The 23,366-nt window shown below is 34.0% G+C and carries 23 protein-coding genes and 1 tRNA gene; 16 read left to right on the top strand and 8 right to left on the bottom strand.

The window, feature by feature from the left end; genetic code table 11:
* The first annotated feature begins 234 nt into the window (after positions 1–234).
* The 3 genes from BLR36_RS17700 (at position 235) to BLR36_RS17685 (ending at position 2,732) form a co-directional block, all read left to right on the top strand.
* Entirely contained in the window at positions 235–546 is a 312-nt protein-coding gene (locus tag BLR36_RS17700; protein ID WP_139185121.1) for a hypothetical protein, read from the top strand.
* A gap of 600 nt (positions 547–1,146) precedes the next feature.
* Positions 1,147–1,701: an RNA polymerase sigma factor gene (locus BLR36_RS17690; RefSeq protein ID WP_093063061.1), complete on the top strand. Its 555-nt coding sequence runs from the start codon at positions 1,147–1,149 to the stop codon at positions 1,699–1,701.
* A complete protein-coding gene (locus BLR36_RS17685) occupies positions 1,698–2,732 on the top strand; it encodes a DUF4179 domain-containing protein (RefSeq protein WP_093063060.1) in 1,035 nt (344 codons plus the stop codon). Before BLR36_RS17690 ends, BLR36_RS17685 begins: the two co-directional genes overlap by 4 nt.
* Positions 2,733–3,211: 479 nt before the next feature.
* Here the strand turns inward: BLR36_RS17685 and BLR36_RS17680 are convergent, their stop codons facing one another.
* The 3 genes from BLR36_RS17680 to BLR36_RS17670 all read right to left on the bottom strand — a co-directional run bounded on the left by BLR36_RS17680 (position 3,212) and on the right by BLR36_RS17670 (position 5,348).
* Positions 3,212–3,424, bottom strand: a complete 213-nt coding sequence (locus tag BLR36_RS17680) for a hypothetical protein (protein WP_093063059.1) — start codon at positions 3,422–3,424, stop codon at positions 3,212–3,214.
* A 12-nt stretch (positions 3,425–3,436) separates the two neighbouring features.
* Positions 3,437–4,816, bottom strand: a complete 1,380-nt coding sequence (locus tag BLR36_RS17675; protein ID WP_093063058.1) for an NAD(P)-binding domain-containing protein — start codon at positions 4,814–4,816, stop codon at positions 3,437–3,439.
* A gap of 85 nt (positions 4,817–4,901) precedes the next feature.
* Positions 4,902–5,348: a MarR family winged helix-turn-helix transcriptional regulator gene (locus tag BLR36_RS17670; RefSeq protein ID WP_093063057.1), complete on the bottom strand. Its 447-nt coding sequence runs from the start codon at positions 5,346–5,348 to the stop codon at positions 4,902–4,904.
* A gap of 103 nt (positions 5,349–5,451) precedes the next feature.
* On the opposite strand from BLR36_RS17670, the gene BLR36_RS17665 reads away from it, so the two are divergent.
* The 5 genes from BLR36_RS17665 to BLR36_RS18640 all read left to right on the top strand — a co-directional run bounded on the left by BLR36_RS17665 (position 5,452) and on the right by BLR36_RS18640 (position 10,356).
* Positions 5,452–5,958, top strand: coding sequence for a GNAT family N-acetyltransferase (locus BLR36_RS17665; RefSeq protein WP_093063056.1), 507 nt, complete (start codon positions 5,452–5,454; stop codon positions 5,956–5,958).
* 677 nt (positions 5,959–6,635) lie between these two features.
* Positions 6,636–6,953, top strand: coding sequence for a hypothetical protein (locus BLR36_RS17660; protein ID WP_093063055.1), 318 nt, complete (start codon positions 6,636–6,638; stop codon positions 6,951–6,953).
* Between the two features lie 420 nt (positions 6,954–7,373).
* Complete coding sequence (locus BLR36_RS17655; protein ID WP_093063054.1) at positions 7,374–9,104, top strand: ATP-dependent nuclease; 1,731 nt, start codon at positions 7,374–7,376, stop codon at positions 9,102–9,104.
* Positions 9,105–9,342: 238 nt separating this feature from the next.
* A complete protein-coding gene (locus BLR36_RS17650; RefSeq protein WP_254771447.1) occupies positions 9,343–9,681 on the top strand; it encodes a hypothetical protein in 339 nt (112 codons plus the stop codon).
* Between the two features lie 87 nt (positions 9,682–9,768).
* Positions 9,769–10,356, top strand: a complete 588-nt coding sequence (locus BLR36_RS18640) for a hypothetical protein (RefSeq protein ID WP_139185120.1) — start codon at positions 9,769–9,771, stop codon at positions 10,354–10,356.
* Positions 10,357–10,491: 135 nt separating this feature from the next.
* On the opposite strand, the gene BLR36_RS17640 is transcribed toward BLR36_RS18640, so the two are convergent.
* Positions 10,492–10,911 (bottom strand): hypothetical protein, encoded by a 420-nt coding sequence (locus BLR36_RS17640; RefSeq protein WP_093063053.1) that lies wholly within the window; start codon positions 10,909–10,911, stop codon positions 10,492–10,494.
* Positions 10,912–11,289: 378 nt separating this feature from the next.
* Here BLR36_RS17640 and BLR36_RS17635 point away from each other — a divergent pair, with 378 nt between their 5' ends.
* Positions 11,290–11,802 carry an RNA polymerase sigma factor gene (locus tag BLR36_RS17635; RefSeq protein ID WP_093063052.1) on the top strand — a complete coding sequence of 171 codons (513 nt, stop codon included), beginning with the start codon at positions 11,290–11,292 and terminating at the stop codon, positions 11,800–11,802.
* Complete coding sequence (locus BLR36_RS17630) at positions 11,783–12,799, top strand: anti sigma factor C-terminal domain-containing protein (RefSeq protein WP_093063051.1); 1,017 nt, start codon at positions 11,783–11,785, stop codon at positions 12,797–12,799. The genes BLR36_RS17635 and BLR36_RS17630 overlap by 20 nt, the downstream gene beginning before the upstream one ends.
* Positions 12,800–13,442: 643 nt before the next feature.
* Here the strand turns inward: BLR36_RS17630 and BLR36_RS17625 are convergent.
* The gene (locus tag BLR36_RS17625) at positions 13,443–14,447 is read right to left on the bottom strand and encodes a helix-turn-helix domain-containing protein (RefSeq protein ID WP_093063050.1); all 1,005 of its coding nucleotides are present in this window, start codon (positions 14,445–14,447) and stop codon (positions 13,443–13,445) included.
* Between the two features lie 535 nt (positions 14,448–14,982).
* On the opposite strand from BLR36_RS17625, the gene BLR36_RS17620 reads away from it, so the two are divergent.
* Entirely contained in the window at positions 14,983–16,095 is a 1,113-nt protein-coding gene (locus BLR36_RS17620; protein WP_093063049.1) for a site-specific integrase, read from the top strand.
* A gap of 121 nt (positions 16,096–16,216) precedes the next feature.
* On the opposite strand, the gene BLR36_RS17615 is transcribed toward BLR36_RS17620, so the two are convergent.
* Together BLR36_RS17615 and BLR36_RS17610 are read right to left on the bottom strand one after the other, a co-directional pair.
* Positions 16,217–16,289: transfer RNA gene (locus tag BLR36_RS17615), tRNA-Val, on the bottom strand.
* A gap of 269 nt (positions 16,290–16,558) precedes the next feature.
* The gene (locus BLR36_RS17610; RefSeq protein ID WP_093063048.1) at positions 16,559–16,822 is read right to left on the bottom strand and encodes an excalibur calcium-binding domain-containing protein; all 264 of its coding nucleotides are present in this window, start codon (positions 16,820–16,822) and stop codon (positions 16,559–16,561) included.
* Positions 16,823–17,082: 260 nt separating this feature from the next.
* Between BLR36_RS17610 and BLR36_RS17605 the strand changes: the two genes are divergently transcribed.
* Positions 17,083–18,138 carry a nitric oxide synthase oxygenase gene (locus BLR36_RS17605; protein WP_093063047.1) on the top strand — a complete coding sequence of 352 codons (1,056 nt, stop codon included), beginning with the start codon at positions 17,083–17,085 and terminating at the stop codon, positions 18,136–18,138.
* A gap of 28 nt (positions 18,139–18,166) precedes the next feature.
* Here the strand turns inward: BLR36_RS17605 and BLR36_RS17600 are convergent, their stop codons facing one another.
* The gene (locus BLR36_RS17600) at positions 18,167–19,381 is read right to left on the bottom strand and encodes a CynX/NimT family MFS transporter (RefSeq protein WP_093063046.1); all 1,215 of its coding nucleotides are present in this window, start codon (positions 19,379–19,381) and stop codon (positions 18,167–18,169) included.
* Between the two features lie 196 nt (positions 19,382–19,577).
* Here BLR36_RS17600 and BLR36_RS17595 point away from each other — a divergent pair, with 196 nt between their 5' ends.
* From BLR36_RS17595 to cotE, 4 genes are all read left to right on the top strand, one after another.
* Positions 19,578–20,372 (top strand): ABC transporter ATP-binding protein, encoded by a 795-nt coding sequence (locus BLR36_RS17595; RefSeq protein WP_093063045.1) that lies wholly within the window; start codon positions 19,578–19,580, stop codon positions 20,370–20,372.
* A complete protein-coding gene (locus BLR36_RS17590; protein ID WP_093063044.1) occupies positions 20,365–21,987 on the top strand; it encodes a hypothetical protein in 1,623 nt (540 codons plus the stop codon). The genes BLR36_RS17595 and BLR36_RS17590 overlap by 8 nt, the downstream gene beginning before the upstream one ends.
* Before the next feature lie 15 nt (positions 21,988–22,002).
* A complete protein-coding gene (locus BLR36_RS17585; RefSeq protein WP_093063043.1) occupies positions 22,003–22,578 on the top strand; it encodes a nucleotidyltransferase family protein in 576 nt (191 codons plus the stop codon).
* A 118-nt stretch (positions 22,579–22,696) separates the two neighbouring features.
* A complete protein-coding gene (cotE, locus tag BLR36_RS17580) occupies positions 22,697–23,260 on the top strand; it encodes an outer spore coat protein CotE (protein ID WP_093063042.1) in 564 nt (187 codons plus the stop codon).
* The last annotated feature ends 106 nt before the right edge of the window (positions 23,261–23,366 follow it).

The raw sequence follows: 23,366 nt of genomic DNA, 5'->3' as shown, positions 1-23,366 counted from the left end.
AATATAAAGAGTAGCTCAGTTCAATGAACTGAGCGTTTTTTGCCTATGTTAAAGGTGAAGGTTATTTTTTCGCATTATGGTATTAGACCTTTTACTATGATTCCGTAATTTCAGTATTGTAAATCTCATATTAATGGTGTAAAATTACACTAATTGATGCAAATTGTTAATTCTAGAGGCGTATTATGATTTGAATCATGAATATATATGCTGAAAAAAATGGGAGATATGGAAATGATAAAATGGAATATTTTTATAATTAGTATTCTAGTTTTCGCGACTATACTAGGTATGTTTACTCAAGAACTTTTCTATTATACTACGGATGTACTAGAGTATTCATTCACGTTTGGGAAGTATGCTGTAATTCTTGCAACTGTGTTTAGCTGGCTTTTATATATTGTTGCACCACTATTAGCTTATTTTTTCGCTAAGAAAGGAAGAATTAAAAAAAGTCACTTTTGGGTATATTTAATATTAACTGTCATTGTTGGTTCTTTGGTTTCATTATGGTCACTTTTTGTTCTAGGAATGTCTGGCTTTTAATGGGTATAACTTTTCACTAATGGGTGCTTTAGTCAAAAAGAGCAACGTCAATTTGACGTTGCTCTTTTATATTTAATAGTATTTTTGATAATACTCTTTCCTTAGTCTTCCGCTTAATTGAGCGTAAATTCTAGTCGTTTTCGTTTCACTCTTCTCATGACCCATTAAACTTTGTATGACTTCTAGTAGCAAAGACTGTAGCCCTCTATTCGCTTCTCAGCCTCTAGTCCATGCTTTTGATAGTAACAAGTCTATTCCCATTAAAAAAGTAATTTTAAAAGGATTATTGCCAATTTAATAGAATTATAGATATAGGGTGTTTTTTTACTAACGCGGCAGTTTAGTTCAATAAGCGTAAAAATAAATACAAGGTATTAGCCAAGTTCATTGAACTTGGTTATTTATTTGAAATCAACATACTTCATGAATTATAGACCTAAATATTTGGAAAAAAAGGTTTAATAAAAAACTGCTTTTTATTAAACCTTACTTGAGTTATAAATTTATTTAATTCCTTTTCCATTTTTTTTTTTCAAATAGTGCATCCTAAACAGCCACCCTGTCGCCTAAAAGGTAGAAACAAAAAAGGGGGTTTTCCTCATGGAACAGAAAATACTGATGACACGAATACGGAACGGTGAGGATGAAGCATTTGCTCAACTAGTAAACCCCTTGATTGAAAAGGGGTACAGGACCAGTTTTAGTATTCTCAAGTCGAAGGAACTCGCAGAAGAAGTTGTCCAAACTGCGGTGATCGAGGCATACCGAAATATTATGAGTGGAAAGGAAATCATCTATTTCAACACCTGGTTTTATAAATTGGTCTCTTACCGCTCAATCGATGCTTGGAGAAAGAATGACCGCCTTAAGGAATCACCGCTTGAGATCGATGTAGTGACAGACAAACGAGGCGTAGTAGAAAGCGTACTAAAAGAGGAAACCGACAACGAGATTAAAAAGGGCATATTATCCCTTGATAATAGTGACTACCAGATTATCCTCATCCTCTACTATTACCAAGAGCAAGCAATTCAAGAAATATCAGATTTGCTAGGACTGAAAAGTTCCACGGTCAAATCACATCTTCGCAGAGCGAGGAATGCCCTGAAAAAAAGGTTGATCGAAAATCAGTTTATAGAGGTGAATTCACAATGAAGATTGATGAATCGTTGAAGAAAGAAATCGAAGAAGAGATGGAAAAAATCAAGGCACCACCTTCCATATACGAATTTGCTAAAAACATTAAGGAAGAGTCGGAAAAAAGAATGGATTTTGAAAAATCTGCAGGAAGAAAAAGAGGTTGGAGGAAATCCCAGTTTGTAGTTGCAGCTGTTATCAGCCTTGTCGTTTTAATGGGTTCTGTATTCCTGAATCCAGCTATGGCGGAAGTAATATCAAAAATCCCATACGTAGGACAAATATTCCATAAACCGATACAGGTAGTAATTTCAGAAACTTTGGAGAAAGAGGGGTATAAACTAGCAGGTATTGGCATGGGCATGTGGGAACAGAAGGCAATCTTTGACATAGGGCTGGAGGGTACGGAAGAATACGTCAAGCAAGAAGAGGACAAAGTTATAAAAATATTGACGGAGACCTTGGAAAAGAGAGGGTATGATAACTACGAGTTAATGGTTTCTGACACGAATGAAGCATCTTCCGAGCTAAAAGAGATCGGAAAACAAAGGGAGGAACTAAGCGAAAAGTTGATGTCGGACTTGCAGGGTGCTGGATATTCGATTATGAATGTTAACGCTCATAGCCCTGTAGTCGAAGTGTACATTCCAATTGCCGATGAAGCTATGAAAGTAGAAATCTACAAGGCCGCGATTGAACTTTTGAAAACAAACAGTACACCGAAACAAGTACAGATCATAACTCAGGACGTTTCGGAACAGGAACTTGAGAATCAGTGGATGCCCGTCATGAAGAGCATTGAAGAAGAGTTTTTTCTAAAAAAAGAGTATCAGGTAGCTGACATTAGATATTCCTACAAGACTGAAAAAGTATCTATTACCATCATGACGAACATGAAATCATCGGATGCAAAGACTAAAGAGACGGTAACCAAAATCCGAAAAGAAATTACTGAGTTCCTGGATAGCGAAGAAGTAAAAATAGAGACGAACAATCAGAAATATGAGCTAATTGTGCAAGATAAGAACGGAAATGATTTTCCCTTTTAAAGAACAACAAATTATATTACTATCCTTAATTATTTAATAAAAAGTGTGTGAAGATGCCCTTTTCGCTTTTATTTTCTAATGATCTGCTTATTAGAACGTATACTTTAGAATAGTTCAAATGCAAAAAACAGCGTTCAACTGTAAGAGCGCTGTCTTTTGCTGTTTCATACAAATGCTAAATGGCTTTACATTTCACCTTATAGCTTATCTCCAATTAAAGGATTTCAATTATTTAGGACCATTTATGAATTGGTAAGAGCAAATTTGTATAGTATAGTATCATTGGGTGTGTAAGAGGTTACATAACTGTACTGTTAGTTATTGTTTTTCTTTTTATAGAAGTATATAGAATGTCAATAAGTATTAAATTAATGCAATAGCAAAGTTCTCTATTAAAATAATTGAAATGAAAACAACACTGTTCATCTGTCCAGTGTTGTTTTATGTTCATAATGAAATTTATATATTTTAACATTACATTAGCTAGGCATCTTTCTGTTTTTTAAAATCTCAATGGCCTGCAAGAAATTAATATAACTGTCTTTTCCGTAAATATCTTTATTCCTCTTAAAAAAGTTGTTAGTGATGAAGTTTTTTGCTTGTTCTATAGTATAAGATTTAGCTGCCATAACCAACTTTAAATAAGCAATGAAATATTCTCTAGATAAATTTGCGCCATTATTTACAGTCAAGTGTCTTCACCTTTAACACTTAGTTGCTTCGGCTTCGCAACATGATTGTACAAAGCTTTGTGAAGATAAATTTGAACTACATACACCAGTTTCAGGTAGATCAAGCTCCACCTTTTTAGCTGATTCAAAATCACCTGAAAGATGGGCAACAATAGATCTAACTTGTTCATAACCAGTGGCCATTAAGAATGTTGGAGCGCGACCATAACTTTTCATTCCTACTATATAGAAGTCTTTTTCTGGCTGTCTTAATATCTCTTCTCCATGAGGTCGAACAGTACCGCAACTGTGAAGATTCGGGTCAATTAATGGAGCAAGTGCTACCACGCTATCTGTAGTAAAATCTATACTCAGTCTTATTTCTGTAATAAATGAAAAGTCTGGACGGTTGCCTGTATTTGCGATGATCTCATCAACATGAGAAATTGTTACTTCATTGCCTTCTGATTCCCCAGTGATAGCGATTCCATCGTTTGTTTTAATGAATTGGTGAATAAAAAATGGAGTATAGACTTTTACTTGACCAACATCAACTAATTGATGAATACGAATCCCCAACTTTCCTCTTGCTTCAAGAGAGTCTTTATCTTCTCCACCGTAAGCATCTTTTACGTTTTTCTTTCGCATAATCCATATAATTTCCACATCATCATTTAACTGTGATAATTCCAAAATCGTGTTTATGGCTGAATGACCGCCACCTACAACAGCAACTCTTTTGCCTTTGTATTTATTCTTATGGTCCCCTTTAACATCTGGAATACCATAATATATATATTGTTTTAATTCTTTCTCTTCTTTTGTCCAAACATTGTCAGCATTTATCGGATTTGGATGTGACCAAGTTCCTGTAGCATCTATAACTGCCCTTGCTTCTATTCTTTTAGACCTACCATGTTGTTCAAGATAAATAACAAAAGGGGATTTTTCCCGATTATCAGTCTTCATTTTATCTAAGCCTTTTTTGCTTATCGAAACAACTTTTGTATTCAGTAAAAGATAAGGTTTTATTTCCGGTAAATTTGCTAAAGGCTTCAAATACTCATTAACCAATTCACTTCCTAATGGAAGCTGATCTAAATCAGGTGCATTCCATCCTTGATTTTCTAGAATTTTTTTAGCGATCTTATCGATATTGTATTGCCATGGTGAAAATAACCGCACATGTCCCCAGCTTAGAATATTACTTCCAACACTTGCACCTGACTCGACTATTATAAAACGTTCACCGATATTAGCTAAATGGGCAGCCGTCGCTAAACCTATAGGTCCAGCACCAATAATCGCTATTGGTAATTCCTTGTTTAAAGATGTTTCTAAACTAACATTTATTTTTGCAGCAGGTTCACAACATCCACCAGTGTTAACTTGTTTCAGTTCAATATTGTTCATTTTTTCATACCTCCATAAAATAATATGTTCAAATTAATTGCAATTTGCAAGTAATATCTAATTTTTTAAGCAAGACTTAACTTGCTTAAAGTAAAGGTGTACAACAAACACTTGATTTAGACATTGCTTGATTAAGTAATTTAATAGAACGAATAACTGTTTCTTTCTCAAATTCGTTCATATGCGAGAATACTTCCTCTAAGTAAGCATTCATCGATTCGTCAATGGTAGTAGCTACAAATTTACCTTGTAATGTAAGGGATAAAAGATAAACCCGTTTGTCAGCTGAGGAAGGCGTTTTCTTTACTAATTCCATTTTAACGAGCGTCTGAATTTGCCGACTAAAAGTAGTTATGTCCATTGCTATAGCTTCTGCAATTTGTTGCATCGATGGCGCTATTTGTTTATCTATTTCATAAAGAATGTGACTTTGTACCGGTGAAATATCCACGGTTCCAACTGAACAACAATTTTTATTAAGAAGTCCAAATCTGCGAGTAAGTACTTGAAATAGTTCACGTTTGTTTTCCATGTTTTCACCTCTTATATAATATATACAATAATTACTTGCAAAGTGCAACAATTAACTTTAAAATTTCATTAAATACCACTCACTTTCACATGGAGGAATAAGCATGAATTTATTAATTAGAAATGCTAAAAAAGAGGATTGGGATGAAATTAAGTATATTTATGAAGCTGGCATTTCCACGGGTATAGCTACTTTTGAAACCCAAGCTCCCTCTACCTATGAACAATGGATTTTTAAAGCCCATCCTAAATGTACTCTAATTGCACATGGCGAAAATAAAATATTAGGTTGGTGCAAAATTACTCCGATATCAGATCGTTTGGCTTATGCGGGTGTTGGTGAAGTTAGTATCTATGTCCATCCCAAAGCACAAGGGGAAGGAGTCGGCTATATACTCTTAAAAAATTTGATTACTATTTCGGAAGTGCAAGGATTTTGGACTTTACAGGCATCAATTTTTCCTGAAAATAATAGTAGTATTTGTTTGCATAAGAAAAATGGTTTTAGAGAAGTAGGATTTAGAGAAAAAATAGGGAAGTTAAATGGTATATGGAGAGATAATGTTTTGTTAGAAAGAAGGAATTCATTAGGATTAGGTATACAGCTTTGAAAACAAAACGGAATAACCAAGAAATTAAACAATCCCGTATTCGGAGAGATATGTTTGATTTGAATAAACCGATATGAAACTCCAGGAGACCAACCCACTGTTAAATTTCCACTACCCTCTATTTAATGCATCGTCTAGAGAACCCGTGGGGTCCAAGAAGGAGAGAGATTATATGGAAAACGAATAGGACAAAGTTATAGGCGTTCTTTCCAAAATTAAATTTTTTTAAATCCAAATAACCAACCGGTAACCATAAGTGATGAAGCTGATGATGTAGGAACCGTTTTTTAGTCTCTTCACGTCCCAGCTTATGCACTAAAATGTTTCTGAGGAGAGTTAACAAGAGAAAAGTCTGCAAACATTGATATATCAACGTTTACAGACTTAAAGTAATGATGGTCCCGACTGGTCTCGAACCAGCGACCCCCACCTTGTCGAGGTGATTTTAGGTATTTTTTTATTTTTAGATAGTATAGGTAATACCTACATTATTTGAAAAACGTTGATTTATCAAGGATTATATAAAAATGAAATATTATAGGTAAGACCTAATAAATCGAATGGCACCCTTTTGGCACCACTATATAGGCACAATTAAGGCACCTAGTAAAAGTCCTCTAAAGGTTGATATGACAAGCTTCTAAAAAAATATCGATTGATAAAAGAGGAGAGGTATAATGAATTACCATGATAAAGGACGATATCTAAATTACTTGTTAAAACAAATACAGCAGGAAAAATACATTATCGAAAAAGATTCTCAGGAAGTATCCAATTTGATTGATGAACTTATTGAGGAGTTAAAAGAGATTAAAAGGGGTAGTGAAGAGATTTCAAGTGGAGTTATTACTCATCATTCTTATGCAACTGTTCAAGATGAACTGCATAAGATGTTTTTCCGACTACAGGAAATTAATTTTAGAAAGCAAAATATTAGAAACTATAAGAATGAGATTTTTAGTATAAATAGCTTTTTTGTAGAAGATTGGGAATAATTAACTTGGAGCAGCTTGTACCGACTATTATATATGTAATAGTCGGTTTTATTTTGAGAGATATAGTTACTAAATTATATTTTTATTATCTACGAAGATTGCTACAGCCGAATTGTATAGCCCAAACTCTTAAGAAACTAGATCTAGAGCACACATATTATAAGAGTTTCTGCTGATGGGTTTAGTTTGGGGGGATGGTAGCCTCCGCATTACTGTTAGCATTTAATCTGATTTTTTGATTTAATCCCTCTTATAAGAATGGGGTCTTCCTTCAAATGATACATTTCACATGTTTTGTGAATTAAGTTACTTTGAACTATATTTTTAGCAAAAGGTGGTTTTTTATATCGAAAATGGTTATAATAATTTTGTATAATTTTGTCTATTCAAATAAGCATTTTCAGGGGAGGAAGAAGGATATTGGAGCAAGAGAATCAAAGACCCAGACTTCAAAAGTTGTTTATTAAGAATTTTAGAGCTATTGGTTCACAACAAGTAGAAATAGAGTTAGATGACATAGTTGTTTTAGTTGGTCCAAATAATGCAGGGAAAAGTTCAATATTAAGAGCATATGAAATTGTTATGAGTGATGGTTCTAAGAAATGTGAGTTAACATTAGATGATTTTCCTCATGGGAAAATATCCCCTGAAAATCTGCCTGAGATAATACTAGAAACAGTAGTTTATGAGAATTTACCGGCAGAAAAATGGATTGATAAAACCACAGGTGAAAACGTAGTTAGAGAGAGATGGAAATGGGATACGGTAGGAAAGCCAAAAAGAAGTGGCTGGAATGTAAATGAGCAAAACTGGGACATACAGGTTCCTTGGGGAGCTGCAAATGTTGCAAATTCCAGAAGGCCATTACCACACAAGGTAGATGCATTCTCAGATCCTGAAGAACAAACGGTTGCTATTACTAAATTATTGACAACAATTATTACAAATAGAGTAAAATCTTTAACTGTCAATAATGGAGAAGAACAAGCAGAACTGACCGAGTTTGGAAAGTTAATGGAACAAGTAAAAGATATTCAAAATAAAATATTTGATGAATCAAAAGATGAAATCGAGAAAGCCGAAGACGGAATCTCGGATATAATTAAAGAAATCTTTCCAGATTACAAAATTAAGTTTGATGTTAGACCTGAAGATGATCTTGATAAGAGCATAAATTTATTTAAAGCAGGTTCAAAGCTTCTTATGGGTCCAACAACAGGTTATCAGAGTACAATAGACAGACAAGGAAGTGGGGCAAGAAGAACACTCTTATGGGCTGCGCTACGATATCTATCTGAAACTGCTTCTAACAATGAGAGACCTAATGTTTTGTTACTTGATGAACCAGAGCTTTGCTTACATCCTAATGCTGTAAGAGAATCCTGTCGGGTTCTTTATGAATTACCTTTAAAAAGTAATTGGCAGGTAATGGTTACGACTCACTCCCCCGCATTTGTGGACATTTCAAAAGATAATACGACAATTGTAAGAGTGGAGAGAGAATTATCTGGACAAATTAAAGGAACAACGTTGTTTCGACCTGAAAGAGCTAAATTAGACGAGAACGATAGAAAACTTTTAAAGTTGTTAAATATATGTGATCCGTATGTTGCAGAATTTTTCTTTGGTGGGCGTTCTATTATTGTCGAAGGAGACACTGAGTATACAGCTTTTAAATATATAATTGCTAATTATCCTGAGGAATTTAAAGATGTTCATATTATTAGAGCAAGAGGAAAAGCAACGATTGTTTCTCTAGTGAAAATATTGAATCATTTTGGTACAAGTTACTCAGTTCTTCATGATAGCGATTATCCAAAATTAGTTTCTGGGAATAAAAATCCTGCATGGACTACAAATCAAAAAATATTGGATGCTGTTTCTGAACATGTCGACCCTACAAAAGTAAGATTGATAGCTTCTCTAAAAAACTTCGAATTTGCATTTTTAACAAACGAAGTCTCTAGTGAAAAACCATATAACGCTTTACTGGAGATAAGTGAAAATCTAGAATTAGCTATAAAAGTAAAATCATTATTATCTGCCTTAATTGACCACACTGCTCCTATTCCATTAGGTTGCCTAGAATGGGGTAATATAGAAGATTTACATAGCTACTATAGTGAATTAGCTAGCCCTAGTTCTATATAATAAAAACTGGATTCATATTTATATGGGTCCAGTTTTTTTAATAACTAAAAAATTGGCTATGTTAAAGGTAAAGGTTGATTTTTCGTAAAATGGTATTATGAATTTTGCCTGCATTTAAAAAATTTGTGAAAAAATGTACTTAAACTAACGGTGCAGGTTAGTTGAACAAGAAAAATCGAAACTTAAAGGGTTTTCAACCGTAATAATTAATATAAAGGGATAGAATAGGGGGACTTATATGATTTTCGTCATTTTAGTCTTATATGGAATTATAGCGGGAGTTTTCATTTCAAAGAAAAAGATGAATATGTCTCAAGCTACAATACCAATGATTGCTTTCGCAATTCTTTCAAGTGTTGCTTTGGGTCAAAACTATACAGAAAGTTTAATACCTGAAGCTAACGATGGGATAGCAATTTCAAATTTCTTAGCTAAATTTTTATTACCAGATGACTATTGGACAAAAGAAATGTTTTTATCTAGATTTGAATTATATCTTGGTATTTCTATCGCATTAATTATTTTATATTTTATATTTTTAATTGTTGAGAAAATAAAAGTGAATGTTAAATCATAAGGCTTATTGTGTTAACGGGTGCTTTACTTCAATAAGAATAAAGTCTTATCACAAGGAAATACTACTTAAAATTAGGTAGGTGATTAGATGAAAAAAATATCAGTAATTTTTTTACTATTGCTATTAAGTCTTACAACAGTGTTTTATGTAAATTGGGAAAGTTCAACAAAAGCAAAGTTTGCAGAGACAAATGAAAACACAGTATTAGCGACATTATCTGCTAGAGTAACAACAACTTTTGAAGAACATGGTAAACCAATTAGTAACTCTCGAATTATTGTAATAAATTCATTAGGTGAGATAATCGGAACAGAATTAACAAATTCTGATGGCGAAGCAAAAATACCTGTTTCAGTTCACAAGGACCCTAGGTTCCTAATGAAAGACATGGGGGAAGTTACTGTAATAGCAGTTGCAAATGGGTATAACGAGCATATTAACTTCAGTGTTCCAATAAATGAATTTAGCGATAATACAGGAAGTGTTTCAATTCCTCTTTGGAAAATAGACCCTAACAGACGAAATGAACCCCAATTTATCCACGGAAGTTTTCATCGTTTAACTGTTTTTGAAATGCTTGATTATTATGCAAAAAAAATAGGGTTAAAGAGACAAAATATCAAAGAAGATTCTATATTACCAGCTCCTTGGGGACCTGAATTGAGTCCGCAGTGAATAATGTTTCGAACAGTTTCTAATTTAACTAACGAGGTGCTCTACTTCAAGAAGGAGTAAAGCTTTTTTCTTATACAACTAAAGCGGCTGGTTAGTTTAAGAAGTACATAATAAAAAGACCACTAAGTGGTCTTTTTATTGGGGAATATCTAAAGTTTTTAGTAACCCATCCATTTCTGGTTTAATGGTAAAAAAATGAGGCTTTTTTTCATCATCAAATATGAGTAAATAAGGCTTTTCATTTTCGGGAATAATAATAATAACTTCATCAATCAAAGTATTTACCCATTTATTTTCTAATCGAAGAGATGGTGATAAGGGGATTTTAACTATATAACCTTTGTCAGGAATGGGGTTGAATTTTTTAACAATATTATCAATTTCTTTAATAATTTTTTTAGTCTCTAATTGTATTTTAGGATTTGTTGGGATTGTTATCATCTTGTTTTTTTCAATATCAAGAATTTCAATTTCCGTAATGCTTTGTGCACTTACTATAAGTAGATTAAATAAGAAAAGTATAGGAATTGACGAAAACAAAATTTTGCGAATCACATTTATCACCTCAAAATTAGTCTTACCAAAGATAATTTTGTTATACCTTATGCTTCTTCAACTAACGGGTGCTTTACTTCAACAGGATTAATGCTTGTTCTTATTATTCAAGTAACGGGGCAGTTTAGTAGAATTAGTACGTTCAACAGAAATTAAAAATACTCTATTTTGTTATTGGCTGATGAAACGGAAATGAATAATATGAAATCATTAAATGAAATTAGACCAATTTTGATCTATGTAATTGCATATGGTTGATTGGTTTTTTTCAATTCATAAAATAAATTTAAAAAGTTGTATACTTTTTTACCTTACAATTGTTATATAGGTGAGTGATTACTACGAAATAAAAATGGATATCCAAAAGTTGGTGAAGTTTTGAAAAATGAATGGGAACAACTACTCCTTGCTCATGCAAAAATCGTATTTAAATATTTAATGAAAATCGGAGCTAGAAAAGAAGACGCCGAAGATATTACCCAAGAGACAATTATAAAAACGATTGAATGTCTTCAGCAAATCGAACCTGAGAAAATGCGAGCGTGGATGTTTAAAGTAGCCATTCATCGATACTATTCTCTATATAACAAAAATAAAACGTTTGTTCATTTAAGTGAAGAAGATTTAGAAAGTCTAAAGCCTGCCATTGAACATGTAGAGTTAAATCTAATAACAAAAGAAATGGCGAGCGAAATGGTAGATGCATTGCAAGAACTTCAACCAACTTTTCAACAACTTCTCATTTTAAAGTACTATATGGATTTTTCATATAAAGAAATCAGTGAGATTTTAACTATGAAAGAAGCCACTGTAAAAACCTATTTACAGCGTGCTCGCAACACCTTTAAAAAGATTTGGGAGGAAAAGATAGATGGACAATGGAAGAAATAATGACTTATTTGACGTGAAAAAAATGGAAAAAACGATCAAGAAAGCAAAAAGAAGAGCGAGTTGGAAAACGATTTTGATTACAATTGCAGTTCTAGTTATTGTGATAATCGTTGGGGCAATAGCAAATCGTTCGATTGTGTATCGATTAGAAGCCCCCATTCAAATTTCTGCAACAGAATTTCACGATATTTCTGCACCGAATGAATATATTGGAAAGCTTGAACGTTATCATGGGATTTTAGGTGGGGAAAATCGATATACAACTTATAAAATTATTGAAGGGAAAGTCGTTTATACTGGAGAAGAAAGATACGGATTTGGACTTTTTCGTAATGAAAATTTAAACCGTATTGGAATTGAGTCGCCAATCCTAATTGGGAGAAGTTATTCTGAAGAGGATTTACAAAATCAACGTTATAACGAATTTGGTCAACGTGAAATGGTTTTTTTCTATCCGTTTCTTGAATATAAAAACTACCGACAAGATCTAAGTTTGTTAGATGATATTGGGGAAGAAAAAATGATGGAAGTGGCATTGTCTTTCAATCAAGGCTATTCATTTGAAGAGGTACAGAATATGATAGCAGATGAAGTGACACTATCTTGGCTCTGGGTGGATGATGTCAATGATGAGAAAGATAGCTTCCAATTTAAACAGATTAACGATAACAATGAAGTGATTGGATATACTAATTTAGTTCGCTCTGAAGAGACTGTCTATGGACTCTCCTTAATAGATGAAAATGGGGGTATTAAAGAAGAACCCGTTCTTGGTTTTATTTCATCTATTGAGTCGGGACAACAATACAATGCACGATGGCAAGGTGAGTTTCGTCGATTATTTACGATATTGAGTGGGGAAGATGAGCAGCTAACAGAAGAGGATATACAATTTTTTGGTGCCGTCGTTACTGGTAATGCTGAAACATTATCACGATTAAAAGATTTACCATTCATTAAAGCATCTTCCGTTGGAGTAATTACAGATAAGTATTAATAATAAGCGAGTATCTACAAGATAAAATTATCAAAAATAATGTTAAAGGTAATTTCTAATTAAATTTCGAACTATTCTTCTTCAACTAACGGGTGCTTTAGTAAAAAAACGGACATCAAAATATAATGAGCTTGGAGATACATTTCCCAGCTCATTTTTTATCTGCATTTTAAATCAACCCTTACCTTTAACATAGCCCCCAAAATTTAAACTCAGCTAGACTGTATGTAAATATATCTACAAAAACGCACCAGGGGGGGCATATGTTTCGTATTGGTGCATTAAACTAATTTATCCGCAACACGCATCACTATAGAATTGTTAGATAGAAAGAGAAGCTAAGTATATTACCATTAAGTTAACATAAACCTAGTAGCTATAAATTTAGGTTTAGAATTTTACTTATCTATTAACCCTTTCTCCTATTTGGAGAAAGAAGAGGTCTTATAGTAATCCTTTTTATATTAAAACTTTTATTATTATTCCTTTTATTATTAGTAGACTTCTTTCAGCATATACCGTGTTTGATAAATAACTCTCCCCAAACATATTGCTGACTGTAGGGTGGACTAATATATATATATGGTTAGGCAAATAAATGCCTAATTAAAAAGCTCTCCTTCAATAGGAGAGCTATTAATATTTAAGACAAATACTCGTTGTCCGTTAATTGATTCAATATTTTATTGGTAATAAATTTTCCTCTAATAAGGCATTTTTGATTCTCATCCAAGCTATCACCAAAAGCATTTACATAATTGGTTGCTTTTTTATTCAATCGAGTCCATTCTGACGCAAATATGTCAGTTTGGTTCTTTGTAGTATCGACGACTACCATTGGCTCCTCAAACAAAGGATATCCAAATTTCTCTTCAATTATATTGACTCTTTGCATTATCTTGGGGCTAATTTCGAATAAAGGAACTACATTATTCTCCTCAGTGTTTTTATATGGTATTTTTTCTTCAAATAGTTCAATAAAATGTTTATCCCATAATATGTCTATAGAAAAATCAGTTTTGTTTTCTATATGTTCGGATAACCTGTCACAATACGTAATGTAAAGATTAGGGCAATCTCTGTCTTCGGGATTATCAGCCAATTGTTGAAGAAAGGTGCTATACATATCTATGGCAACATCTTCTTTACTTTTTTTAGGCTCAATAAAATCTAAAACAGCACCGTATAGGTCCTCATAAGAAATCTTATTTCTGTAGATTTCTAAAATTTTATTAACACAGTAATGAGTAGCTTCACTCATTATGATGTATGGATTATAATAAAGATTTTTTAACCAATAGTGATTTGTCCCTAAATCACCTCCTTTTTTATCCCAATAAATAAATTGTTTTTTCTTTAATGATTTTAGTGCATTTTTTATAGAAGTAGTGCTTTTTTTACCTAAGTGGAAGGTTAAATATTTATGTCCAGCAAAAGCGTAATTCTTCTCTCCCATTAGTGACATTAGGTCTAGTAACACCCTAACTTCTAAATCGGATAGCCTAAAACACCTTACTATCTTTTGTGGAGCAATCACATACCCTTTGTTTGATGCCAATAACATTTTTTGTTCTAGTGCTATATCTGTTAGTTTTTCAGATATTGATTTGTTGCGCCAACCTCTGTTGCTTTCTTGAAAAAGATTCATTTAATTTCACCTCGTATATTATTAAGCCTTGGAATATAAATTCCTCGAGCTCATTATCTATATACGTTTTCTAAAACTATAAGTTAAATGATTGCGCAACACTTTTGTGGGTAAATATCTCAGAGATGAAATGACACCCCCGTTCAAAAGAAGAGAGAAGGTTGATTTCATAGGCACTGGGGGGGCATAATCTCTAAAAGATTTTTTATTGTTTTTTTTATTATACAAAATATAAATTATTTGCTTGCTTTATTAATGCTATATTGATAAAATAATTGCTTTTTAATAAAAATAAACTAATTTTGTATCTTTTGTATTTGAGCTGTTTTCTTAAAGTACAGAGTTTATGTTTTACTAACAAATTTAGAATTTTCTTAACTTAATTACTCTTTAGTAATAGCGTATATAGCATCTGTAACAAAAAAAGAGAAGAGGTTAAGGAAATGATTGTCATAATTAGTTGTCTTTGCTACAGTCTTTATATAGAAGCTTGTCATACCTTTAGAGGACATCTTTCAAAAGGAGGATGTCACCTATGGGACAAATAAAGAAAAAGGGGTCTAGTTGGTACTACGTTGCTGAAGTAGGTAAAGATCCACTCACTGGTAGAAGGAAACGTAAGAAGGAGAGCTTTAAAACAAAGAAAGAAGCTGAAAAGGCTTTAGCGTTAATTGAAGCGGAGGTTTACAAAGGAGTTTACCTGGAACCATCTAACACCTATTTTAAAGACTACTTATATGACTGGTTTAAAATTAAAAAGAACAGTGTTGGTATTCAAACAGCTGAAGTCTATAGTGGCTATATTAAAAATAGAATCATCCCTCCACTAGGACATATAATGCTATCCAGGTTAACTCCTATGCTCTTACAAGGCTATGTTAATGATCTTAAAGAGAATGGACTAGCCAGTGGAACTATTAAGAAGATTTATACCATTATTAAAGGGGCATTGGACCATGCAGTAAATATGGGATTGCTTGTTTCAAATCCAATTACAAAGGTGCAATTACCTAAAGATGATAAGAAAGAAATGACTGTGTGGAATATTAATGAGGTAAAGACATTTTTAAAGATGGCTAGAAATGACCGTCTTTATATCGCCTTTCATCTTGCCATTACAACGGGCATGCGGCGGGGTGAAATTTTAGGGCTACGCTGGAAAGACGTAGAACTTGATAAATGTATGCTGTCAGTTCGTCAAACACTTAGTAAGGACGGAAAGCAGTTTTTAAATGGGGCTAAAACGGATTCAAGTATTCGTAGTATAAAGCTTTCAGAAGAGACGATTACTGTTCTTAGAAAACACAAGGCGATTATCGCAAAGGAAAAATTACAAAGTGGTCCCGAGTACAATAACTATGATTTAGTGGTTTGTACATTAAAGGGTACTCCTATGAACCCAGCGAACTTAAAAAGGACCTTTACTAGGCTGATTAAAGGAGCTAAGTTACCACGTATTCGTTTTCATGACCTAAGGCATACCCATGCAACTATGCTTTTGTCTCAGGGAATACATGCAAAAGTAGTATCTGAACGTTTAGGACATAGTAACATTAAAATAACGTTAGACACATACTCACATGTCTTACCTAATATGCAAGAGGAAGCTGCTAATCAAATTGATGCTTTACTAAAAGAATCAAATTAACTGTACTACGGCACCAAAATGGCACCAATTGCATTTCTCATGGTATTTTAGGTATTTGATTTAAAAAGAGAAAAAGCCACAAACCCTTATGAATCAAGGTTTGCGGCTTATATCTAATAGATGGTCCCGACTGGTCTCGAACCAGCGACCCCCACCTTGTCGAGGTGGTGCTCTCCCAACTGAGCTACAAGACCGATTTAATAAAAACCTGAACTCTTAGCGCATCAATGTTCCTAATCATAAATATACTATAAGAAAGAATGCTAGTATATACCTAAAAGTGCTACTTTGATGATTTAATTGGATTTAATTAAAAAAGAATTGTAAATAATAATAACCTTGATTTGCTATATGCCTTTCAAGGTTATTTTATATATATCTTTATTAGTATAAAGTAGGGTAAGTGAAATACATTAATATTTTATTATCTATAAAAACCTCAACTAAAATTACTCTTTAATTTTTATTTCTCACATGCAATGCCATCTTTATCCCGATCGCTTTTTATGTTGGCCTCATAAATTTCCTTTGAAACAAATGGAGTATATTTTGTTTTTCCACCTTTATTTTTAATATTTGCAGCTTTAGCCACTCCACCTTTATATGTTTTATTTAACTCTGTGCAGTTTGCAAATTTCTTTGCTGCAGCATCTGTCGTTGTTGGTGAAATCGTAGTAACACCTAACAGTAATGTTGCTGAAAGTAAAATTACTGAAATCCGTCTCATGGTAAATCCCCCTATAGTTTTATGTGAAAATCTTGCTAAATAGTTTGTTTTCCACTAGTTGGTTTTTATATTAAGAGTAAGAAAACAAAATATTAAACATTATCCATATTTTAACATAACTCAGTTTAATCCGTATATAGCGATTGTTCTAATACGAATATTTTTACTGTCATAAATTCCTCACATCTTTCTTAGTTCTGACACTTGTCTGGATTGCCTTCATTCTACTAAGATGAAGAGATAGGGGAGGTGCGACGATTATGTTAATGGAAGCACAAAATTTTATTCGTCTTTTTTATAATGAAACTGGTAAAACGGAATTTGATATGCATATGCGATTAAGGGAAATAGAAAATCAGATTAGTATAGGAGGTACCTATGAACATACTACCGAGGAGTTAGAATTTGGTGCCAAGGTGGCCTGGCGAAATAGCAATAAATGCATCGGGCGATTATTTTGGCAAAGCCTTACTGTTTTTGATAAACGAAATTTACATACCGAGGAAGCTGTATTTGAAGCACTACTTGAACACATGCAGTTTGCGACAAACGAAGGTCGTATCAGACCTACTATTACGATTTTTTCACAAAAGGACATACGCATTTGGAATCATCAGCTAATCCGATATGCCGGCTATGAAACAGAAGATTGGGTTATTGGAGATTCTGATTCTATTGATTTTACGAAAAAATGTGAGGAACTTGGATGGAGAGGGAAGAGAACTCATTTTGATGTGCTGCCACTCGTTATTCAGGTAAAGGATCATCCTCCGAAATTATACGATATTCCGGAGCAGTATATATTAGAGGTACCAATTCGTCATCCTGAATATGAATGGTTTCAGGATTTACAGCTAAAATGGTATGCTGTTCCGATGATTTCTAACATGAAATTAGAAATTGGAGGCATCACTTACGCTGCTGCTCCTTTTAATGGATGGTATATGGGTACAGAAATTGGTGCACGCAATCTGGCGGATGAATATCGCTACAATATGCTTCCTTCTGTTGCAAGATATATGGGGTTAAATACGAAATCTAGTGCCTCACTTTGGAAAGACCGAGCATTATTAGAACTAAATGCAGCTGTATTGTATTCCTATAAAAAAGATGGTGTCAGTATTGTAGATCATCATACAGCAGCGCAGCAATTTAAAAAATTTGAAGAAATTGAAAAGGATGCAGGTCGTGACGTCACTGGTAATTGGACGTGGCTTATCCCGCCAATGTCACCAGCTACCACGCATATCTTCCATAAGCCATATAATAATGAAAAAGTAACACCAAATTATTTCTATCAACCATCACCGTACTAAAAAAGAAGCATGATTTCATGCTTCTTTTTTACATATCTTCTAGTAAGACTTCCTCGGAAACAAATCGATCTCTTCCCGCATGCATTCCAGCTAAGAATAGAAGAACAACTGTAACCATAAATAGAATCATCGGAATATGCCAGCTGCCCGTTTCATCGTGGATAAATCCAAAGAATACTGGACCAACTGCTGCGAGTAAATACCCAATTGACTGAGCGACCCCCGATAAATCAGCCGCTTCCATTGGAGTGCGAGAACGAAGGGAGAAAAACATCATTACAAGTCCGAAAGAAGCCCCTCCACCTAAGCCAAGTGCAATCATCCAAAGTAATGAAAGGGATATGTCTCCATACAATAATCCAGTGAAACCGATTAGATAAAAAATCGTAAATAACAAAACAAGTATTCGTTGATCCTTAAATCTACCTGCAAGAATCGGGATAAGAAAAGTCATCGGAAGCTGTGCGAATTGCATAATAGACAACATCCATCCAGACTTTTCAGCTTCCATTCCTTGTGTTTGTAGTATTTCGGGAATCCATGCTGCTGTTGTATAAAAAATAAGTGATTGCAGACCCATACACAAAGTGATAGACCAAGTTAAAGGCGATTTTAATATAGACTTAGCTTTTATCGCATTAGTTTTAGGAACTGAGACAACTATTTGTTTTTTCTTGATCTGAGGTAACCAAATGATACACGCGATTATCGCAAGAATTGCCCAAAAACCGAGTGCACCTTGCCACCCATACATAGTACCATTTGTTATTGGATAGCTGATACCAGCACCAATTCCAGCAGATAAGTTCATCGAAACGGTAAATAATCCAGTCATGAGCCCAAGCTGTAAAGGAAATTTCAGCTTGATGAAACTTGGGACTAATACATTACCAAAAGCAATTGCAACTCCTATTAAAGCTGTTCCTAATAGCATGAAGAATGATGTTCCGAGTGAGCGAATAACAATTCCTATTGCCAACAATAGAATAGCCAGAAATAGGGTCATTTCCATCCCAAAGCGTCGAGCAATCTTTGGGACAAAAGGGGAGACAATCGCAAATGCTAAGAGTGGAATTGTTGTGATAAATCCTGCTAACACATTTGAAATTTCCAAACCATCTCGTATATACGAAATGATTGGCCCTACGGCAGTAAGCGGTGCTCTTAGAGTAGTGGATATGAAGATAATTCCTATAACTAGTAAAGCAATTGTACTTTTATTTTTTTCTTGGGTAGTTAACAAATGAGCTCTCTCCTTACGAGATGATGTAGTCCAACTTTAGAAAATGCTACACCCAATGTCCTCGAAGTTCAAGAGATAGATGTAGAAAGATATTTCTCCAAATGAAAATTATGGAATAACGAGACTATTGGTATGATAAAATATAAATGTAAATATTTAGAACTTGAGAGTGATTTATACATAGGGGGAAATTCAAATGAGCGCAAAGAAAGTGTTGTCATTGATAGGTGTTTCTAAAAGCTTTGGAAATAAACAAGTGCTAAATGGGATCAATCTAGATGTATATGAAGGACAAATTATTGGATATATCGGGCCAAATGGAGCAGGGAAAAGCACAACAGTGAAATTGATGCTTGGTCTAATTGATGGCTATACTGGCCTTATAGAAATCTTTGGGGAAAATATTATCAAAGGTGATTATTCCTATAAAAAGCGAATTGGCTATGTGCCTGAAACGGCGGAGCTTTATGAAAATTTAACCGCTTTCGAATATCTAACTTTCACAGGGGAGCTTTACGGATTAAGTAGTGGGGAAGCAGAGCAAAAGGCATTCGGTTTGATGCAGGAATTTGGTTTAGAAGCGGTATTTCACCAACGAATTTCCTCTTTTTCCAAAGGGATGAAGCAGAAGGTATTAATCATTTCGAGTTTGTTACATGACCCGGATTTATTGTTTTTCGATGAACCGCTATCTGGTTTAGATGCGAACAGTGTGATGGTTATTAAAGAGATACTTGCAAAACTTGCAGAACAAGGGAAGACCATTTTTTATTCTTCTCATATTATGGATGTCGTAGAGAAAATCAGTAACCGAATTGTATTATTAGTTAATGGTCAAGTAGTGGCAGATGGAACTTTTGAAGAACTGAAAATGCAAAACGAGGAAGGATCTTTAGAAGGCATCTTCAATCAGTTGACTGGTTTTAACGAGCATGTGGAAATTGCGGATAGGTTTGTGAATTTAGTTCGTGGAGGCAGTGACTATGAATAATTTTGCGTCACTTAGAGTTCTGGATCGTTTTAAACCTGTCTATCAAAAGTTAAATATAGACTATGATGTGATGCGAAAAATTATACAGTTAAAGCTGACGATGGATAGTAGAAGGATGCCAGCAATCTTTAGCGGTTCAAATATTAAAAAGGAAGGAAACCAGTTTCTTAAATCCTTATGGATGTACGGGTTATTTGGAATCCTCTTTTTAGTTCCTTTTCTTTTTTTAGGTAATGAATTTTTATTCTCGCTTACTATCATGTTTAGCTCCTTGTTTATCATTTTAATGACGTCGATGGTTTCGGATTTTTCTGCTGTTCTGCTAGATATACGGGATAAAAATATACTTCACCCCAAACCTATTAGTGAAAAGACATTAAATGCAGCAAAGATTACACATATAATGATTTATATGGTTCTTTTAACTGGTTCGTTTGTAACTATCCCGCTTATTGTAAGTGTGTTTAAGTTTGGTATTATCTTTGCACTCTTGTTTTTCATAGAAATATTATTAGTTAGTAGTTTGGCAGTAGTGTTGACTGCCTTTGTGTATCTATTTATCCTTCGTTTCTTTAGTGGTGAAATGCTAAAGGATATTATTAACTATGTGCAAATTTTCTTAGCCATTGGAATGGCGGTAAGTTATCAATTAGTGGGACGCGTGTTTCAAATAGTTAATATTGAAATTTCGTACACTTTTGCCTGGTGGCATACGTTACTACCCCCATTTTGGTTTGCAGCTCCTTTTGAATTGGTCTTAAATAGAGATTATTCCTTGTATATAATTATACTATCCTTTCTTGCAATTCTAGCTCCAATCGTTGCGATCATGATTTATATTCGTCTTATGCCAACTTTTGAGAGAAATCTATCTAAATTACAAAGTGATACAAATAGAACGAAAAAGCGAAACCATATGGTACAGGGAATTTGGGCAAGAATTTTATGCAGAACTAAAGAGGAGCGCACCTTTTACAAGTTTGCTTCCCTTATGCTAAAAGAAGAAAGGGAATTAAAGCTAAAAATATTTCCCATACTAGGTTTTTCGATTATTTTTCCATTTATCTTTTTATTCAATTCGTTAAGTTCTGGTTCCTTTGAGGAAATGAAAATTGGAAGTTCTTATATGGTCATATATTTTTCGCTAATTATGATTCCATCCGTTGTTCAAATGTTGGAGTACTCTGGTAATTATAAAGGACAATGGATTTTTTACGCAGCTCCTATTAAAAATAAATCAATTGTATATAGTGCAACACTAAAGGCAAGCATTGTGAATTATTTTATTCCTATTTTAACGTTGCTAAGTGTCATATTTTTTTGGATATTTTCTTTCCGAATTTTTCTGGACTTAGTCGTCGTGCTGTTAGCTGCAATTATGTTAACGCTAGTATCTTATGGGATTTTTAGTAAGGGGAAATTCCCTTTTATTAGCTCGCATGAGCATACACAAACTAATGCGTTTTTTAAAGTATTCGGTAGCATGCTCATGGTAGGATTAATGGCAGCAATACATGCCGTGGCTTTAATCATTCCTTATGGTTTGCCGGTATATGCCGTTATATTGTTAATAAGTATTTTGATAGGTTGGAGATTAATGTTCTCGAGAGGATAAGGAGAAGTGGGGTAAGTGGATATACAAACAAAAGAAGATATAAAATCTTTAATACTTGAAGATAAATGGATGATAGATATATTAAAAGCAGCTCAACAATTAAATCTTCCAGACTGGTGGATATGTGCAGGATTTGTCCGCTCTAAAATTTGGGATACAATACATGGATATTTAGAAAGAACCCCTTTAGAGGATATCGATGTTATTTATTTTAATCCAGAAAATATAGAAGTGTCAGAGGAGAAAAAGTGGGAGAATCATTTACAGAGCTTGATGCCGAATATCCCGTGGTCAGTAAAAAACCAAGCCAGAATGCATAAGATAAATAATCTGCCTCCATATAAATCCTCAGTGGAGGGGATAGCCAATTTTCCTGAAACTGTGACGTCTGTCGGGGTGAAACTGGATGAACAGAATGAGATTGTACTCGTAGCCCCGCACGGTTTAACCGACCTCTTGCGAATGACCGTAAATCCAATTCCTCGTTTTGCAACAAATAAAGATCTGTTAGCAGTTTATGAGCAACGTATTCAGAGAAAAAACTGGCAGTCTAGATGGCCAAATATAAGAATAGGTAGCACCAAGAAGTGACAAAAATCGCAATAGTTATTATTTCTTCCTCTAAAGTCTACACAACTTTTGTAACTATATGAACCGATTGGGCGATGGGCGCATATGATGTTATGACTTGATTACAAGGAGGAAGAAAATGAAACACTTGCGCCATATCGTGACGAAAGCTGTTGTTGCTAAAGGAAAAAAGAGAACGGAATCCTGTGAAGTTCTTCGCCCGCCAAATACACCATCTAGTATTTTAGGATGCTGGGTTATTAATCACACATGTTCGTCTAAAAAACACGGTAGATACGTAGAGATAACTGGAAAATTTGATATAAACGTTTGGTATGCACATCATGACCATTCTAAAACGTCCGTTTTTACAGAAACGATCAATTATAAGGATCGTATCAAACTACATTACCGCGATAAAGATACTACTGGGGAAGAAGTACATGTTCGTGTACTACAGCAACCAAATTGTACAGAGGCAATTATCATTTCAGGAGGTACGCAATTCCAGGTAACCGTAGAAAGAGAGATACTAGTTGAAGTTGTAGGGGAAACAACTATATGCATTCAAGTACATGAAGCAGAATTTGAAGAAGAATGGGCATATGGGGAAGAAAGCTCATCTAGTTCATCTAGCTCGTCATCCAGTTCTTCGGGATCCATTGGTTCTTCCAAAGAAGCAGAAGATTCTTCGTCACTTTAAAAAGCCGGCTATTACTTCCGGCTTTTTTTTTTGGTCTAAAAACAATTAAAAGATGATTTTTATAATTGAATTAATTAGATAGTCTTGAGGATTGGAGCGGAAGGCG

Origin of the sequence: Psychrobacillus sp. OK028 (assembly GCF_900103605.1) — a bacterium.
Taxonomy (GTDB): Bacteria; Bacillota; Bacilli; order Bacillales_A; family Planococcaceae; genus Psychrobacillus.
Note: the sequence above shows the minus strand (reverse complement) of the source record. Positions and strands in the feature narration are given on the sequence as shown.